Annotated in this window: 14 protein-coding genes; 11 read left to right on the top strand and 3 right to left on the bottom strand. The window is 51.0% G+C overall.

Annotated features, from left to right (window positions below; translation table 11 throughout):
- The first annotated feature begins 209 nt into the window (after nt 1-209).
- The 10 genes from ttdA to PH235_RS07600 all read left to right on the top strand — a co-directional run bounded on the left by ttdA (nt 210) and on the right by PH235_RS07600 (nt 9,687).
- Nucleotides 210-1,121, top strand: coding sequence for a L(+)-tartrate dehydratase subunit alpha (gene ttdA / locus PH235_RS07555; RefSeq protein ID WP_272161753.1), 912 nt, complete (start codon nt 210-212; stop codon nt 1,119-1,121).
- Nucleotides 1,118-1,747 carry a L(+)-tartrate dehydratase subunit beta gene (gene ttdB / locus PH235_RS07560; RefSeq protein ID WP_272161754.1) on the top strand — a complete coding sequence of 210 codons (630 nt, stop codon included), beginning with the start codon at nt 1,118-1,120 and terminating at the stop codon, nt 1,745-1,747. Before ttdA ends, ttdB begins: the two co-directional genes overlap by 4 nt.
- Nucleotides 1,748-1,859: 112 nt before the next feature.
- A complete protein-coding gene (locus PH235_RS07565; RefSeq protein ID WP_272161755.1) occupies nt 1,860-2,189 on the top strand; it encodes a hypothetical protein in 330 nt (109 codons plus the stop codon).
- A gap of 19 nt (nt 2,190-2,208) precedes the next feature.
- Nucleotides 2,209-2,604: a biotin/lipoyl-containing protein gene (locus PH235_RS07570; protein WP_272161756.1), complete on the top strand. Its 396-nt coding sequence runs from the start codon at nt 2,209-2,211 to the stop codon at nt 2,602-2,604.
- Nucleotides 2,605-2,681: 77 nt separating this feature from the next.
- Nucleotides 2,682-3,752 carry a sodium ion-translocating decarboxylase subunit beta gene (locus tag PH235_RS07575; RefSeq protein WP_443080857.1) on the top strand — a complete coding sequence of 357 codons (1,071 nt, stop codon included), beginning with the start codon at nt 2,682-2,684 and terminating at the stop codon, nt 3,750-3,752.
- A 28-nt stretch (nt 3,753-3,780) separates the two neighbouring features.
- Nucleotides 3,781-3,912, top strand: a complete 132-nt coding sequence (locus tag PH235_RS07580; protein ID WP_272161758.1) for an OadG family protein — start codon at nt 3,781-3,783, stop codon at nt 3,910-3,912.
- A 14-nt stretch (nt 3,913-3,926) separates the two neighbouring features.
- Nucleotides 3,927-5,315: an oxaloacetate decarboxylase subunit alpha gene (locus PH235_RS07585; protein ID WP_272161759.1), complete on the top strand. Its 1,389-nt coding sequence runs from the start codon at nt 3,927-3,929 to the stop codon at nt 5,313-5,315.
- Between the two features lie 186 nt (nt 5,316-5,501).
- Nucleotides 5,502-6,869, top strand: a complete 1,368-nt coding sequence (locus tag PH235_RS07590; protein WP_272161760.1) for a citrate:proton symporter — start codon at nt 5,502-5,504, stop codon at nt 6,867-6,869.
- A gap of 178 nt (nt 6,870-7,047) precedes the next feature.
- Entirely contained in the window at nt 7,048-9,048 is a 2,001-nt protein-coding gene (locus PH235_RS07595) for an HIRAN domain-containing protein (protein ID WP_272161761.1), read from the top strand.
- 135 nt (nt 9,049-9,183) lie between these two features.
- The gene (locus PH235_RS07600; protein WP_086985711.1) at nt 9,184-9,687 is read left to right on the top strand and encodes an AbrB family transcriptional regulator; all 504 of its coding nucleotides are present in this window, start codon (nt 9,184-9,186) and stop codon (nt 9,685-9,687) included.
- 68 nt (nt 9,688-9,755) lie between these two features.
- Here the strand turns inward: PH235_RS07600 and PH235_RS07605 are convergent, their stop codons facing one another.
- Nucleotides 9,756-10,610: a DegV family protein gene (locus PH235_RS07605; protein ID WP_272161762.1), complete on the bottom strand. Its 855-nt coding sequence runs from the start codon at nt 10,608-10,610 to the stop codon at nt 9,756-9,758.
- Between the two features lie 136 nt (nt 10,611-10,746).
- Nucleotides 10,747-12,531 (bottom strand): excinuclease ABC subunit UvrC, encoded by a 1,785-nt coding sequence (gene uvrC, locus PH235_RS07610; protein WP_272161763.1) that lies wholly within the window; start codon nt 12,529-12,531, stop codon nt 10,747-10,749.
- 144 nt (nt 12,532-12,675) lie between these two features.
- On the opposite strand from uvrC, the gene PH235_RS07615 reads away from it, so the two are divergent.
- Entirely contained in the window at nt 12,676-13,917 is a 1,242-nt protein-coding gene (locus PH235_RS07615) for an MFS transporter (protein ID WP_272161764.1), read from the top strand.
- A gap of 222 nt (nt 13,918-14,139) precedes the next feature.
- On the opposite strand, the gene PH235_RS07620 is transcribed toward PH235_RS07615, so the two are convergent.
- Nucleotides 14,140-16,716 (bottom strand): vitamin B12-dependent ribonucleotide reductase, encoded by a 2,577-nt coding sequence (locus PH235_RS07620; RefSeq protein ID WP_443080858.1) that lies wholly within the window; start codon nt 16,714-16,716, stop codon nt 14,140-14,142.
- Between the last annotated feature and the right edge of the window lie 148 nt (nt 16,717-16,864).

Here is a 16,864-nt window from a genome sequence, read left to right on the forward strand (position 1 = left end):
GCGTTTCAAAAAAGATGATAAAAAATTCACATTGGTGTTGACAACAAAAAAAGGATATGGTAAATTTCTATTTGTAAAAGGGATACATTATCAGATATCAAATATATTCGATATCATGAATGTGCGACTTTAATCCAGCAATACCGCATCACAGTGGAACGAAGGGAAACTTGTTTTGCTTCAGTTACCGATTACGAGGAGGAAGAACAATGGAAACGCTTAACAATGAAGTGACAGCGCAACAGAAAATCACTGAAACAGTAGGTAAATTTATAGGTTTGATCGGCAAAAGATTACCGGATGACGTGGGTAAGAGGCTGGTCGAGTTGGAAAAAGAGGAAGTTGCTCCTTTATCGAAAGTTGTTTATCAATCAATGATGGATAACCAAGACAAAGCGATGAAACTGAACCGTCCATCTTGCCAGGATACTGGTGTCATTCAATTCTTCATCAAATGCGGATCAAATTTCCCTTTCATTGGAGACTTGGAAGAGGCATTGACCGAATCCGTACTTGAAGCTACCAAAAATTCGCCACTGCGTCACAACAGCGTAGAAACATTCGATGAGTACAACACAGGCAAAAACATTGGAAAAGGCACACCGTCCATCTTCTGGGATATCGTTCCTAACAGCGACAAATTGGAATTGGATGTCTACATGGCGGGCGGCGGTTGCACCTTGCCGGGCAAATCAATGGTATTGATGCCATCTGCTGGATATGAAGGCATCACGAAATTTGTGTTGGATGTCATGACTGAATACGGAATCAATGCTTGCCCGCCGTTGTTGGTAGGTGTCGGCGTCGCTACATCCGTCGAAACAGCAGCGATTTTATCCAAAAAAGCCTTGATGAGACCAATCGGCAGCCATAACCCGAATGAGCGCGCTGCTTCAATGGAAAAATTATTGGAAGACGGCATCAACTCAATCGGCTTAGGACCACAAGGCCTATCCGGCAAGAAGTCTGTAATGGGCGTTCATATCGAAAATTCGGCGCGCCACCCATCCACTATCGGAGTGGCAGTCAACACAGGTTGCTGGTCACACAGACGCGGACATATCATCTTTGATAAAAATCTGAATTACGAAATCACTTCACATACGGGGGTATCACTATGAGCGTGAGCGAAATGAACGGCAAAAAAATTCTGACAACACCAATCACTAACGAAGACTTGGAGAGCATCAACATCGGCGACATCGTCTACTTGAACGGACATATCGTTACGTGCCGCGACGTTGCCCACCGCAGATTGATCGAAGAAAAAAGAGAATTGCCAGTTGACCTGAACGGCGGTGCGATCTTCCACGCGGGCCCAATCGTCCGTGATTTAGGGAACGACAAATTTGAAATGGTTGCGGTCGGTCCAACGACCAGCATGCGTATGGAACGATTCGAAAAAGAGTTCATCGAAGAAACAGGCGTCAAATTGATCGTCGGCAAAGGCGGCATGGGGCAAAGAACGATGGAAGGTTGCCAAGAGTTCAAAGCAATCCACGCTGTTTTCCCAGGCGGCTGTGCAGTGTTGGCGGCTACAGAAGTGGAAGAGATCGAAGCAGCACACTGGCGTGACCTCGGAATGCCGGAAACACTTTGGGTGTGCCGCGTGAAGGAATTCGGTCCGCTAATCATTTCGATCGACACACATGGCGGAAATTTATTTGAACAAAACAAAATCATCTTCAATGAAAGAAAAGACAAAGCAATCGAAGAAATCAGCAAACAAGTAAGCTTCATTAAGTAACAGTCAAATGCAATGAGCGGGAGTCCTTGATAGCAACCAGATTTTCGGGCTCCCTTACTTATTGTAATCGTAGTGAAGAACTGCACATCGAAGGATGTAGGAAGGAAGAGTTATGACCCTACTATCAAAATTACGCGGACTTCTTGCAGGTAAAAATGAGGTTGTGCAGCCGACAACAGCTGCAAACGCACCCGTTTCCCAAGCAAAACCATTGGAAACAGTCGATTTTTCCTTGCCTGTCTCACAGGAGGACAAAGAATTGGTTGCAGCGATCGCCTCAGCGATACTTGTTCATGACGATTCCGATGTTACTGTCCAAGTGAAGAGTATCACAAAAATCGATCTGGAAAAGGAAATAGCTGCGGCCATTATTGGCGCAATTGCTGCAGGAGATCATCCTGCTTCGCAATTTAGGTTGAAAAGTATCGCAAGAATAGATTAGCTGGAAAGAGGGAAAAAGAATGTTAAGGAAATTCCGCATCAAAATCAACGAAAAAGAATACATGGTGGAGATGGAAGAGTTCGGAGCACCGGCCGTAGCCGCGGCAGCCGCTCAAGCAGCACCCGTACAAGCAGCGCCAGTCGCAGCACCTGTAGCGGCAGCCGCTCCAGTGGCACCTGCACCGGTTGTCGGAAGCGGAGAGGGCGAACCCATCACTGCGCCAATGCCCGGGAAAATCCTGGACATCAAAGTGAACGTCGGCGATGTCGTGACCGAAAACCAAGTGCTGGCCGTATTGGAAGCCATGAAACTGGAAAATGAAATCGTGGCGCCACGAGCAGGCACCATCACAGCTGTCGTTGCCACAAAAGGAGCACCGATCGACGTCGGACAAACCATCGTAATCATTCAATAAAAACAACGTTTGGAGGGAAATAAAAATTGGAACAAATTGTTGCAGGAATCTTATCCGTCACGCCTGGCCAACTGATCATGATGGTCATCGGCAGTGTGCTGATGTATCTGGGGATCAAGAAAGAATATGAACCGACCTTGTTGGTACCGATGGGATTGGGAACGATCCTCGTCAACTTCCCGGGAACCGGCGTCTTGACGCAGATGGTCAACGGAAGCGAATCGGAAGGCGTCCTGGACGTCCTTTTCGAAGCCGGCATCAGCACCGAACTGTTCCCGTTATTGATCTTTATCGGCATTGGGGCCATGATCGACTTCGGACCGCTGCTACAGAACCCATTCATGCTATTATTCGGCGCTGCTGCCCAATTCGGGATTTTCTTCACGATTGCGGTAGCTGTATTTTTCGGATTCGACATCAGGGAAGCCGCTTCGATTGGCATCATCGGCGCCGCCGATGGCCCGACAGCCATCTTTGTTTCTAATCAGTTGGCGCCTAATCTCTTGGGACCGATCACCGTCGCAGCCTATTCTTACATGGCCTTGGTGCCGATCATCCAACCGATCGCCATCAAAGCCGTCACGACCAAAAAAGAACGTCAGATCCGCATGACCTATAAAGCAGAAGGCGTCTCGAAGATGACGAAAATCCTGTTCCCGATCATCATTACGCTGATTTCGGGCTTCATCGCGCCGATCTCCTTGCCGCTGGTCGGGTTCCTGATGTTCGGCAACTTATTGCGCGAATGCGGCGTATTGGACCGCTTATCTTTGACGGCCCAAAACGAATTGGTCAACATCATCAGCATCCTCTTGGGTTTGACGATTTCCGTCAAGATGCAGGCTGAATTGTTCCTGAACTTGCAGACATTGATGATCATCGCCTTCGGTCTGGTCGCCTTCATCATGGACACGATTGGTGGCGTGTTATTCGCAAAATTCCTGAACCTGTTCAGGACCCAAAAAATCAATCCGATGATTGGTGGTGCCGGTATTTCTGCCTTCCCGATGTCCAGCCGGGGCATTCAAAAGATGGCAACGGAAGAAGATCCGCAGAACTTCGTATTGATGTATGCGGTAGGATCGAACGTTTCCGGACAGATCGCATCCGTTATCGCCGGTGGATTGGTGCTTGGCTTCTTCAGCTAACCTATTATTCTTTTGAAAGGAGATTGACATGAGCACTTTTGAAAATTTACAGATCGCCCTAGAACTGATGCTTTTTGGGATGGGAGGGATCTTTCTCGTCCTTTTTCTCCTGTATATAGTTTGTATTGTACTGATTAAACGGTTCCCGGCCGAAAAATGATGGAGTTGATGAAAATGACGAAAAAAATCCGTTTTATGGAAACAGTCCTACGGGATGGGCATCAAAGTCTCGTGGCGACCCGCATGTCGACCCCGGAAATGCTGCCGATTCTGAAAAAAATGGACGAAGCCGGCTATGATGCGCTTGAGGTATGGGGCGGCGCGACCTTCGATGCTTGCCTGCGGTACTTGAACGAGGACCCATGGGAAAGACTGCGCACAATCCGCAGCGAAGTGAAGCACACGAAGTTGCAGATGCTGTTGAGAGGCCAGAACTTGTTGGGCTATAAGCACTATCCCGATGATGTCGTCGAAACATTCATCCAGAAAGCGATCGAAAACGGTATCGATGTGATCCGGGTGTTCGACGCGCTGAATGATCTGCGGAATCTGAAGACGTCCTTCAAAGCCATCAAAAAATATGGCGGACACTGTCAAGGGACGATCAGTTATACGACCAGCGAAGTGCACAACAATGACTATTACCTGAAACTGGTTGCGCAAATGGAAACGATGGGTGCCGATTCGATCTGTATCAAGGACATGGCGGGCATCCTGACGCCGAAGAATGTCTTCGAATTGGTCAGCGCGCTGAAGAAATCCACGGTGTTGCCGATCCACGTCCACACTCACTGCACAAGCGGCATTGCCGAAATGACTTACCTGATGGCCGCGCAAGCTGGAGCGGACGGCATCGATTGCGCCATCTCACCATTCTCTGGCGGAACCAGTCAACCGGCGACGGAATCGATGGCGATCGCCTTGGAGGAGATGGGCTATGATACCGGCTTGGATCTGGAAGTCCTGAAGGAGATTGCGGATCATTTCCGTCCGATCAAAGAGGACTTCCGTAGCAAAGGTCTCCTGAATCCGAAAGTGATGGATGTCGAGCCGAATACTTTGTTGTACCAAGTTCCCGGGGGCATGCTTTCCAACCTGCTTTCGCAACTGAAAGAGGCGCACCAGGAAGATAAATATGAAGCGGTGCTGAAGGAAATCCCGGCAGTAAGGAAAGACATGGGCTATCCGCCGCTTGTGACGCCGTTATCGCAGATGGTCGGCACACAGGCTGTCATGAACGTGGTGAGCGGGGAACGCTACAAGATGGTACCAAAAGAGATCAAGGATTATGTAAAAGGCTCCTATGGGAAATCACCGGCGCCGCTATCCGAAGAAATCAAGCAAAAAATCATCGGCGATGAGGAAACCTGCACGTTACGGCCGGCAGACATGATTGAACCGGGGATGGCAGCCTTCAAAAAGGAAACGGCAGCTTACACAGACACGACGGAAGATGTCTTGACGTATGCGCTGCTCCCGAATCTGGCTGAACCGTTTCTGCGCAAAAAGAAAGATCCGTTTTACGATATACCAATCCAAAACGTTACGATCATCCTTCCTTAAAGTTACTGGAAATACTAGCATAATCTTTTTTATGAGACGAGATTATGCTAGTATTTTATAAAATGGGAAAGCCACCCAGCATTTGAGTGGAGTAGCGTATTCTTATTATTTGTAAGCGCTTTTTAAAAAAGCTCGTTCATTTTGATGCGAGCCAACAACTCAAACGAAGAAGGGACATAATTATTTATGATATTGACATTCCTTGCGATCGCTATGATCACTATCTTTATTGTCGTACTGGCGAAAAAGAAACTTTCCATTTTTGGGGCTTTGACCTTAATCCCATTGATTTTCGGTATTATCGCTACTTTCGTGAACAAGGTGCCTTTGACGGACATGTTCGAATGGATCAAGACAGGGCTATTCTACAGCGTCAATGCTGAAACAGGGAAAGTATCGATGGGGGTAATCTCTCCCGCAATCGTCATCCTGTTTGCGGTACTGTACTTCGGCGTCATGCTGAATGTCGGTCTGTTCGATCCGCTGTGCGAATTTTTCATTAAAAAAGCCAAAGGCGACCCGTTGAAAGTGACGTTGGCTACTGTTTTGACTTCGCTGGTCGTAACCATGAACGGCGATACGACAACTACGATCATCATCTGTGTGGCAGCCTTCATCGAACTTTGGAAACAGATGAAGATGAACTTGCTTTACTTAGCAGTCATCATCGTCACGCCAATCGGCATCTTCAACCAATTGCCTTGGGGCGGCCCGACAATCGCGGCCAGCACAGCAATGGGCGTTGAAATCAGCACCTTGTTCGCGGCGTTGTTGCCAGGGTTATTGGTTGCGGCTGTATACGCAGTCTTCATGGCCTACATCATCGGACTTAAGGAAAGAAAACGTCTGAACTTTGATCCGAAAGATGCCAAAGATGTCTCACCTGAAACGATTCAAGCTATGCTTAACGCAATCCGCGATAACGAACCTGAATTAAAGAGACCTAAAATGTGGTGGTTCAACCTGGTCATGACGCTTGCGATTTTGGCGATGCTGATCATGGATATTGCCCACGGGGGAATCCTGTTCATGCTGGGAGCGGCTATCGCTTTGACTGCGAATTACCGCTCTTCCAAACTGGTTACGGAACGTTTGGATGCACTTGCTGCCGATTCTTTGGCGCCTGCCTTGGCCACTTTGGCAGCCGGTGTCTTCTCCGGAATCCTGACAGGAAGCGGAATGGCTACTGCTTTGGCGGAAGGGATCACCAAAATCATCCCTGAAGCGTTGGGTACGCATATGGCGCCGATCTATGCCATCATCTCTGCACCAGCGATCACATTCCTGCCGCAGGATGCTTTCTACTTCGGGATTGCGAGCGTAATGGCAGGCGTAATGGGCCAGTTCGGCATCACACCAGATCAGGCTGCCGTCGCTTCGATGGTAGGGCAAGCATTCCGCTTGATCAGCCCGGTCATCCCAGCCTTGTACATGCTATGCGAATACACGGAAATCAACTTTGTCGACTTCCAAAAAGGCTACATCAAGTTTGCTTGGCCTATCCTGTTCATCTACATCATCGTTTACGGCATCACAGGTGTCATGCCGCTTTAAGATGCATCAATAATCAGCTAATGAAGGAAAGCGTTCGGGGGATAAAGCCGAACGCTTTTTTGTGCATTTTACTTATGTTAATTTAATAATTTTTAAAACTAACATAGTGACACTCTATAATATATGGTAATATTGAAGAAAGAGAGCATCGGAGTCAACGGGAAAGAAGGGTTGCCAATTGGAGAATAACCAGAGCATTTTCGATACGATTTGCCGGCTGCGGGACGAACAGCCTGGCCTGCCTTATCGATTCCAGGATGAGCGGACGGCTGGGCAAAAAGATGTGCTTTATGTACTTGCATCTGAAGGGATCCCTTTTTGGCGGAAAGAGGACTTGGCGAAGGAGTGCTGCGGCATCCTCAAGGACCTCGTCAACAAAGAAGAAGCGATCCTGACAGATCCTGTCCTGCGCCATTTTCTGGAGCATTATCCGATCTGCAGTTATTTCCTGGAATTGCGCGAAAGGGTGCGCATTACTTTGGAGGCGGAATCAGGAGCGAGGGAGCGTCTTTATCACCTCGGCATGCGGCTCGCACGCAGCGGTACCGATCCGGAACAGGTGAAATTGGGCATCATCCTTTTGGGCTTCTTTCCGTATGATACGACCAAACAGATCATGCGCACACTGGGTTACCACAGCGAGTATACCTTGTATGTGCTCGAGAGCATCCAGTTCATTTTCCCTCTGCAGAACAATTTCATCTTTGAACTGGCCAAGCACACGGTCGGTTACGGGAAGCTGGCGGCCATGTTCCTGCTGAAGCCGGTCAGGTGGGAACAGCAGCACTGGATGATGCATGAAGGCATCAAAAGCGATTTCCTCGCCAATATTTATGCCAATCTTTGCATCCAGAAAACGGATATGCGCGCCTATTTCAAAAAAACGGAGATAACGGCCGCCAATTTCACGGATTTCGCTTACCTGATCTGTTATGCGGACTACAACAATGACAGCGTGACCATCGATGCCCAACTGGACTTCCTGTATAAGTTCATCGATAAGCGCGACTATGCGGCAAGCTTCATCGATCTGGGCGCGCTCGTCAGCATCTGGTATCAGGTAGTCGACTTTTGGCAGCAGGATTACGACTTCATCAGTCAAAATGAGACGAAATACCGCCGCACCAAAACCATGTGGGATACCCGCATCGCCCGCTACGAAAAGCTGGTGCATAAAATTGAAAGTTTCCTGCACCAACCCAAATGGCGCCATATCGTTTATCAAGAAATTTCCGCCCCGAATGAATCGGATAACCTGATCATGAAAGTGCTCGTCTATCTGAACATGCATCCCGATTTTCCGGCTTTCATGGAAGTGTTGGGCAGGCAACCGTTGGGATTCAACATGCTCGATTTCTTCCTGAAGATCAATCCCGAATTCTATTTCGACGATGTCTGCGAGTACCTGGAAGCGATCCTGAACCCGGATCTCTACACGCTCCCTCTGGAAAGCGAAGAGCCGGAGAATCTGAGCGTTACGGACCTGATGCGCGCCGACGAATGGTTGCTGCGCCTGTTCGAAGTGATGAGCGAGAAGCGCAAATACAATGAAGCCTGGTGCATCCGCGGCATCCATTACCGCCATGCCGGCGTGCGCAAAAAAGCAGTGCAAGTGCTGCAACAGCACAGAAAAAAATGGTCAGACCAAGTGGAATCCGAACTCCAGATTGCGCTTGAAAAAGAGCCGAACATCAAACTGAAGCGGCAAATAGACAGACTGTTGCAGCCGGAAAATCTGAAAAACCAAAAAGAAAGCCGTTATCTGAAGGTGAAGCAGCCGCCTTTGAGCCATGCCCATACGGACAAGGAATTGCTGCATACGTATATCGCCGGCACGCAGTTCCATGAGCTGAGCGGCGTCGCCGATTTCCTGAAACCGGGGGACCTGCTGCAACTCGTCCGGGAGGCCGACAATGCTTATGACGCGAATGCGATCGCCGTTGCGACGCAAGCCGGCTACATGTTAGGTTATGTGCCGCGCTCGGAGAATCCCGTCCTGGCCAGTCTGCTCGATGCCGAGGAGCGTCTTTACGCAATCCTCGAATCGCCGACAGTCGAGATGGAACGCCCGAAAATCACCATTGTCCTGAAACGCACCTTTTTCCAGGCGCAGCCGACTGAGCAGGGCCAAGGCATCATCCTGCCGTTCCCCCCGCCAAAGAAAAAGAAATACGAATAAGAAGAAAAACGGAACAAAGAGGAACACCGAAAGAACAGGGTGTTCCTCTTTTTGCGCGGAAATGAACTTGACTATTTTCGCGGATAGTCGAAAATGGGAAGAGAGCGTTAAATTGACAGAAGGGAGAGTAAATATATGAATTTTGGGAAACTGTTGGGTACATTGATCGTGGCATTCATCGGAGGCTGGGCAGGGATCCGCTTCCGCGTGCCGGCTGGGGGGATGATCGGTTCACTGGTCGCAGTCGCCATCTATAATTATTTTTCGCAGATGGGCTATATGCCCGCCAATCTGAAGATCATCGGCCAGATCATCATCGGCGGAACCATCGGCATGAACTTCACGAAGAGCAGCTTGGCCGAGATGAAACAGGTATTTTTCCCTGCCGTCACTTCGGTCCTGATTTTGTTGACGGTCGGAGTGATTGCAGGCTATATCCTGCATAAAGTGGCCGGAATCGATCTGATCACGGCCTTGCTGGGGACTTCACCGGGTGGATTGACGGACATGACCATCCTGGCGGCGGCTTTTGAGGCGGACACGATCATCGTCTCCTCCATCCATCTCGTCCGGCTCTTCTCGGTCATCCTGTTGATGCCGATTTTTGTCCGGATCATCAGCACGTACATCAACAAGTAAGCAAAAAAAAGTGGGGCGGAAAATCCGAATCGGATTCTCCGCCTCACTATTTTTTTGTACAAATGCACTTATTCGTATTTCTTCAGGAAGAACAATCCTAGCGTCCCAAGTCCGGTATGCGAGCTGATCGTGGAACCGATCGTATTCACATAGACGCGGCGCGGATGGAAATGCTCTTCGATGTATTGACGCATTTCTTCGACTGCTTCGGCATCGTCGCTATGGCAAAGGAAGACATTTTGTTCCTGAATCATATCCGCTTCATCGCGCAAGCGTTCATACATCCGATTCAGGACCTTTTTGCGCCCGCGCAGTTTTTCGACGGGTACCAATTCACCCTTGATGACTTCCAATAACGGTTGGATATTCAGCAATCCCCCAAAAAAGGCGCTGGATTTCGAAAGTCGTCCGCCTTCGGCAAGATAATTCAGATCCTTGACCGTAAACAGAGACACGACGTTGGCAGCCGTGAAACGGACACGCGATTCGATCTCATCCAAAGTAAAACCGGCCTCGCGCATTTCGATCGCTTCGACGACGGACAAGCCTTCACCGACGGAGGCGCTCATGGAGTCGACCAACCGCAGATCGAAGTCCGGGAACTCCTCTTTCAGTTGCTGGTAAGCCAAGTTGGCTGCTTGGTAGGTGCCGGACAGCTTGGCGGAAAGGGAAATGTAGATGCCCGATTCGCCGGCTTCGGCCGCTTTCCGGAAACCGGAAAGGAATTTTTCCAAGGACACTTGGCTCGTTTTCGGGTGACCGCCGCGTGCGATCATTTCATAGACTTTGTCGGCTTGGATGTCGATCATGTCTTCGTATTCGCCGGTATCCAGCAAAGTGGTCAACGGGAAGACTTCCACATCATTTTCCTGCAGATAGGCATAGGCCAGATCACAAGCACTATCGGTAAATATTTTCATCATAAACGCCTCCTCTAGCGCGAGTTCTATCACGGGATATTCCGTGGACTACTCTACAGTATAGCACGTTTCCTCCATTTGGAAAATTTCAGCGCTACGGCTTCATGGAGTGGGACGAAGCGGATGGCGTAAAAGTCGGTCAATCGTTCAGTTCGCCCAGTTCCTCCTTGATCAGCAATGCAGTCTTTTCCGGGATGCCCAGCGCTTTGATGTCTTCGTAGCTGGCTTCGCGGATGTTCTTCATCGTTTTGAAATGCTTCAGGATCTTCGTGCGGGTTTTCGGTCCGACGCCGTCGATCTGGTCCAACTGCGAAGCGATGCTGTTCTTGGCGCGCACTTGGCGATGGAAGGTGATCGCGAAGCGGTGGACCTCTTCCTGGATCCTCTGCACAAGATGGAAGGCCTGGCTGTTCGGACTGAGCTCCACGATTTCATCCTTCTCGCCGAAGATGAGCGAGGAGGTCTTGTGCTTCGTGTCCTTGACCATGCCCGCCACCGGGATGTCCAGTCCGAGCTCGTCCTCAAGCACTTCCTTGGCGGCATGCACCTGGACTTTACCGCCGTCCATCAGGATCAGGTCCGGCATGGCGCGGCCTTCGCGCAGCAGACGGCTGTAGCGGCGACGGATGACTTCCTGCGTCGTCGCGAATTCGTTGCTGCCTTCGACCGTTTTGACTTTGTATTTCCGGTAGTTTTTGCGTTCAGGCTTGCCGTCCCTGTAGACGACCATAGCCGAGACCGGATTGGTTCCTTGGATGTTCGAATGGTCGAACGACTCGATAATTTCCAGATATTCGATGCCGAGCGCCTCGGAAAGTTCCTGGATGGCGCCGACTGTCTTGTGGGTGTCGCGCTCGATCAGCATGAACTTTTCCGTCAGCGCCAGTTCGCTGTTCGTGATCGCCAGTTCGAGGATGCTGCGCTTGCTGCCGCGGACAGGGGTGTGCACTTTCGTTCCCAGCGCTTCCTGCAGCAGCTCCGTGTCGACGCCTTTCGGTACGAGCACTTCCTGCGGCAGGATGTGATTGGGGTCCTGATAGAACTGCATGATGAAGGAAGCCAGCTCTTCCTCCGGCGTATCGTAGCAAGGGAAAAGGGCGGCTTCGCGCTTGATGATCGAGGACTGGCGCAACAGGAAGACCTGGATCGACAACCAGCCTTTGTCCATATGGAAGGCGAAGACGTCGCGGTTCGTGTAGTCGCGGGACATGACCGTCTGTTTTTCGACGGTCGCCTCGATGTAGCTGATCTGATCGCGGTAATCGGCAGCCTGTTCGAAATTCAGGCTGTCGGCGGCACGGTGCATTTTTTCCCGCAGATCCTTTTTGATGTCCTTGACCTCGCCGTTCAGGAACGCGGCAATCCGCTTGATCTGGGCATCGTATTCCTCTTTTGAAACTTCGTGGTCGCAGCAGCCGATGCATTGGCCCATATGGTAATAAAGGCAGGCGCGTTTGGAATTTTTGGCGCACTTGCGCAGCGGGTAGATCTTCTGGATGAACTCCTGCGTCTCCGTCGCCGCGTAGACGTGCGGATAGGGGCCGAAGTAGAGGCCGCCGTCATCCTCGACCGTCGAAGTGATGATGAGCTGCGGATCCTTTTCGTTCGTGACCTTCAGATAAGGATACATCGTCCCTTGCTTCAGCTTGATGTTGTATTTGGGCTGGTAACGCTTGATCAAGTTGATTTCCAGCAGCAGCGATTCTTTGTTCGTTTTGGTGACGATTGTTTCGAAACGGTCGATGTCCTCGACCAACAGCTGCGTCTTGCCTTCGTGCCTGCTGTGGAAGTAGGATTTCACGCGGTTCTTCAAATTTTTGGCTTTGCCGATGTAGATGATTTCGTCATCCTTGTCCCGCATAATGTAGCAGCCGGGCAAGTCGGGCAGCAGCGCCAATTTTTGGTTGATTTCTTCTCTGCTCATCCGTTTCAATCCTTTTACTTTTTGTTAATTATAGTATAACATGGATGGAAACATACGTTCAGCCGTTTGATTCCGAAAAGGACGGCAAACGCAGTCATTTTGGGGGACACATCACCGTCCCCGCAACAAGGAAGTGCAAACAGTGTGATCAACAAAATGAAATATGAAAAGTGGCAGCGTCAAACCGCGCTCTTTTTGGGCAGTCAGACGATTTCCCTGTTCGGCTCGTCGCTTGTCCAATACGCGATATTCTGGTACCTGACCTTGGAAACAAAATCCGGCGTCATCATGACCTTATCGACCATCTTCGGCTTTCTGCCGACTTTCTTCATCTCGCCGTTCGCCGGGGTGTGGGCCGACCGCTATAACCGGAAACGCCTGATCGTCCTTTCCGACGGCATCACCGCGCTCTCGACCTTGGTGCTGGTCCTGCTGTTCTTGGCGGGGCAGCGTTCCATCTGGATCCTGTTGGCGACCTCGGCCATCCGCGCAGTCGGGGCGGGCATCCAGATGCCGGCGGTCGGCGCCATCCTGCCGCAGATTGTGCTGGAAAAGGAATTGACCCGGATCAACGGGCTCAACGGCAGCATCCAGGCTGTCGTCATGCTGGTTTCACCGATGATCAGCGGTGCTTTGTACCAATTTGCGCCGATGGAGGGCATTTTCCTGATTGATATCGTGACAGCTGCATTGGCGATCGCCATCCTTGTGTTCTTTCTGAAAGTCCCTACGCATGCAAAAGCCAGCCATGAACAAGTCAGCAATTACCTGCAGGACATGAAGCTCGGCTTCCGTTACATCCAAAACCACGCCTTCATCAAAAGGCTGTTCCTGTATTTTTCCTTGGCTTTCCTGATGGCCGCTCCGGTGTCGTTCCTGTCACCGCTGCAGGTGGCGCGCTCATTCGGCGAGGACGTTTGGCGCTTGACGGCGATCGAAATCGCCTTTTCCATCGGGATGATAGGCGGTGGCCTCTGGATCGCGTCATGGGGCGGCTTCAAGAACCGGATCCATTCCATCGCTTTTGCAATCGGGGCCATGGGTTTGTGCACTTTTGGGATGGGCGTCATCCCGAATTTCTGGATTTACCTTTTCCTGATGGGTCTCGTCGGTCTCGTTATCCCGCTCCTGAACGCTCCGAGCATGACGCTGCTGCAGGAAAAGGTCGAGGAAGATTTCCTTGGCCGCGTCTTCGGCGTCCAAAGCATGGTCTCTAGTTCGATGATGCCGCTGGGGATGCTGATCTTCGGACCGCTGGCGGACCGGATGGCGATCGAAATCCTGATGGCCGTATCGGGCGTGTTCCTGATGGTCGTGGCATTCTTTGCCATCCGCGACCGGGTCCTGCTGGAAGCCGGCAAGCCGGAACCTTCGGACGGAGAATAATAATGAAGCTAAAGACTGGAGCTGCCGCATTGGGCAGCTCTTTTTTGTGGTTGTCCGATATTTTATAGTTATCGGACAAGCAGTGCTCCAAGTGCGACGCGGTTGTCCAATATTTTGCGTTTATCGGACAACCGAAGCGCAAGACGAGCAGTAAAGCACGATTGTCGGCAAACCACAAAGAAGAACCCGTCCAAAATCAGACGGGTTCTTCATTTGATTAGTTTACAATCCGCATTTCAGCTGTGCACCGCAATTCGTGCATGTGTTGCAGCCGCCCAGATCCTCGACCGTACCTTGTCGGCAGATCGGGCAGGTGTCGCCGATTTCGTTGCCGATCGTGACATCGGTGGATGCGAGATTGGCTATCGAATCAACCAGGAAAGTCTTGTCCTTGTTGATTTTGACGTGCTCTTTCTCTTCCTCAAGCTTGGCTTCGTCATCCCAAACGTTTTCTTCGGCTTTCAGCGTCAGCACCTGCGAATCGCGGCTGCCATCGACGTAGACCGTACCGCCCTTGGCTCCGCCCAAGTAAAGACGTTCGTAGATTTTCTCGACTTGATCGACGGTATAGCCTTTCGGCGTGTTCACCGTTTTTGAAATAGAACTGTCGACCCAGCGCTGGATCGTTGTCTGCACATCGACGTGCTCTTCAGGAGCAAGCGTCATGGCGGTCGCGAAATAATCAGGCAACTGGTTCGGATCGGCATTCGGATGACGATCCAGATATTCTTGGACGATATCTGCTTTCACTTCGATGAATTTGCCGAGACGGCCGCTGCGGTAATACGTGAACGAGAAGTAGGGCTCCAAACCGGTGGAAACACCGGCCATCGTGCCAGTCGATCCGGTAGGCGCCACCGTCAACAAGTGCGAGTTGCGGATGCCGTATTTCAGGACGCCTTCACGGACGTGCTGCGGCATTTTTTTCATGTAGCCAGTGTTGATGAAACGCTCGCGCAGGATCTGCGTCTCTTTTCCGGTCTGCCCGACCAGGAACGGGAAGCTGCCGCGCGTCTTCGCCAATTCGATGCTTTCCTCGTAGGCCGCCACTGCGATCGTTTCGAATACTTGATCGATCAGCTGCAGGCTTTCCAGTGAACCGTAGCGGACGCCGCAATAGATCAGCATGTCCGCCAAGCCCATGATCCCCAAGCCAATCCGGCGTTCGCCAAGCGCTTGTTTTTTGTTCTCCTCCAGGAAGTAAGGGGTGGAGTCGATGACGTTGTCCTGCATATGGATGCCGGTGCGGACAGTCTGTTCCAATTTGGCGAAGTCGACCATCTGCAGGTCCTTGTTCACCATTTCAGCCAGATTGACGGCGGCCAAGTTGCAGACGGAATAAGCTGCCAATGGCTGTTCGCCGCAAGGGTTGGTCGCGACGACTTTTTGACCATAGGCGACCGCATTCGTCATTTTGTTGGCGTTGTCGATGAAGAAGATGCCAGGCTCTGCCGCGTAAGTGGCGCAGACATTGATCAGCCGCCACAATTCGCGGGCTTTGACGGTCCGGTAGGTGCGGACAGCGTTGCCGGTAGCTTCCCATTCGCGGACATCGCCGCAGTTGGTCCATTCGGCGTCATAGTGCGCCATCGCGTCCGCGTCGTAATGTTCGACATCCGGGAAACGCAGCGCATATTCTTCACCCCTCATCACGGCGTCCATGAAGTCGTCGGTGATGCAGACGGAAATGTTGGCGCCGGTCAGGAACTCAGGATTGTTGACAGTGTAGGTGCCGCCATCGCGCAGTTTTTTCTCGGCTTCATGGATGACCGAGGCGTCAAAGCCTCCATGGCCCGGAATGTGTTTGTAGTTGACGATGCCTGTGTACATGTTGATGTCCTTAGACGAAAATGGCGTGAAATGGAGTTTTTCCTTCGCCAGCATGCGGATCTGTTCATCCTCGAAGTTTTCGATGATGTAGCGCAGGATGCGCGGATTCTGCATCTTCGAAATGATGAATTCGAAGATATCCGGATGCCAGTCGGCCAGCATGATCATCTGCGCGCCGCGACGGGAACCGCCTTGCTCGACCAAATGCGTCAGCTTGGCGATGTCGTCCATCCAGGAAACGGAGCCGGAAGAGCGCCCGTTGACGCCTTTCACTATTGTGTGGCGCGGGCGCAACGTCGAACCGTTCGAGCCGACGCCGCCGCCACGGCTCATGATTTCCATGACTTTTTTGCGGTGATCGGAAATGCCGCCGCGCGAGTCGGGCACGAAAGGCATGACGTAACAGTTGAAATAGGTGACATCGGTACCAGAGCCTGCGCCGTAGAGCACGCGCCCGGCCGGGATGAAGTTCAAGGCTTTCTGTTCTTCGTAGAACTTCAGGAACGCTTCATGGCGAAGTTCCGGCGTGATTTCGACCTCGGCCAGACCATGGGCATTGCGCATCGCAATCTGTTCGTAGAAAAGCTCCAGCGGTTTGTCCAGCGTCAGGATCCGGCGCGTCACGATGCCGCCTTCCTCGACTTCAAAATCGTCGATGTTGTGCTGGTATTCTTCGGAAACTTTGATGCGGACAGTCTGTTCCTTGTGGTTTACGGAAAGGACGGTTCCTGTTCCGCGGGCCGGATATTTCGGATCCTCCTTGACCGTCAGAATCACGAGATCCCCTTCTGACAGGGTCTCCTTGGTGGAATCTTTGTAGGAGTAGCGATCCAGCATGACGAGGCGGGACACGCCCTCATAAGTCACGTGCATATCTTCGGTGATCGGAAACACATGCGGGAACCGCTCGATGTCCTTGTTCAATTTTTCGAATCCTGCTTTAAATGTGGTCTTTGTTGCATCCACAATAATCACTCCTTCATTTATGGCGAAAACACTAGATGTTGTGCTGTCGGTTTGTTTCTCATACCATATATATTAATTCTGTTCACCGGATAAATCAAGGGGAACAGTCGGCAAGTTGGAGTATGCAAACGGATGAAAACGTTATTCGGAT

It is taken from the genome of Trichococcus sp. K1Tr (genome assembly GCF_028309625.1).
Taxonomy (GTDB): domain Bacteria; phylum Bacillota; class Bacilli; order Lactobacillales; family Aerococcaceae; genus Trichococcus.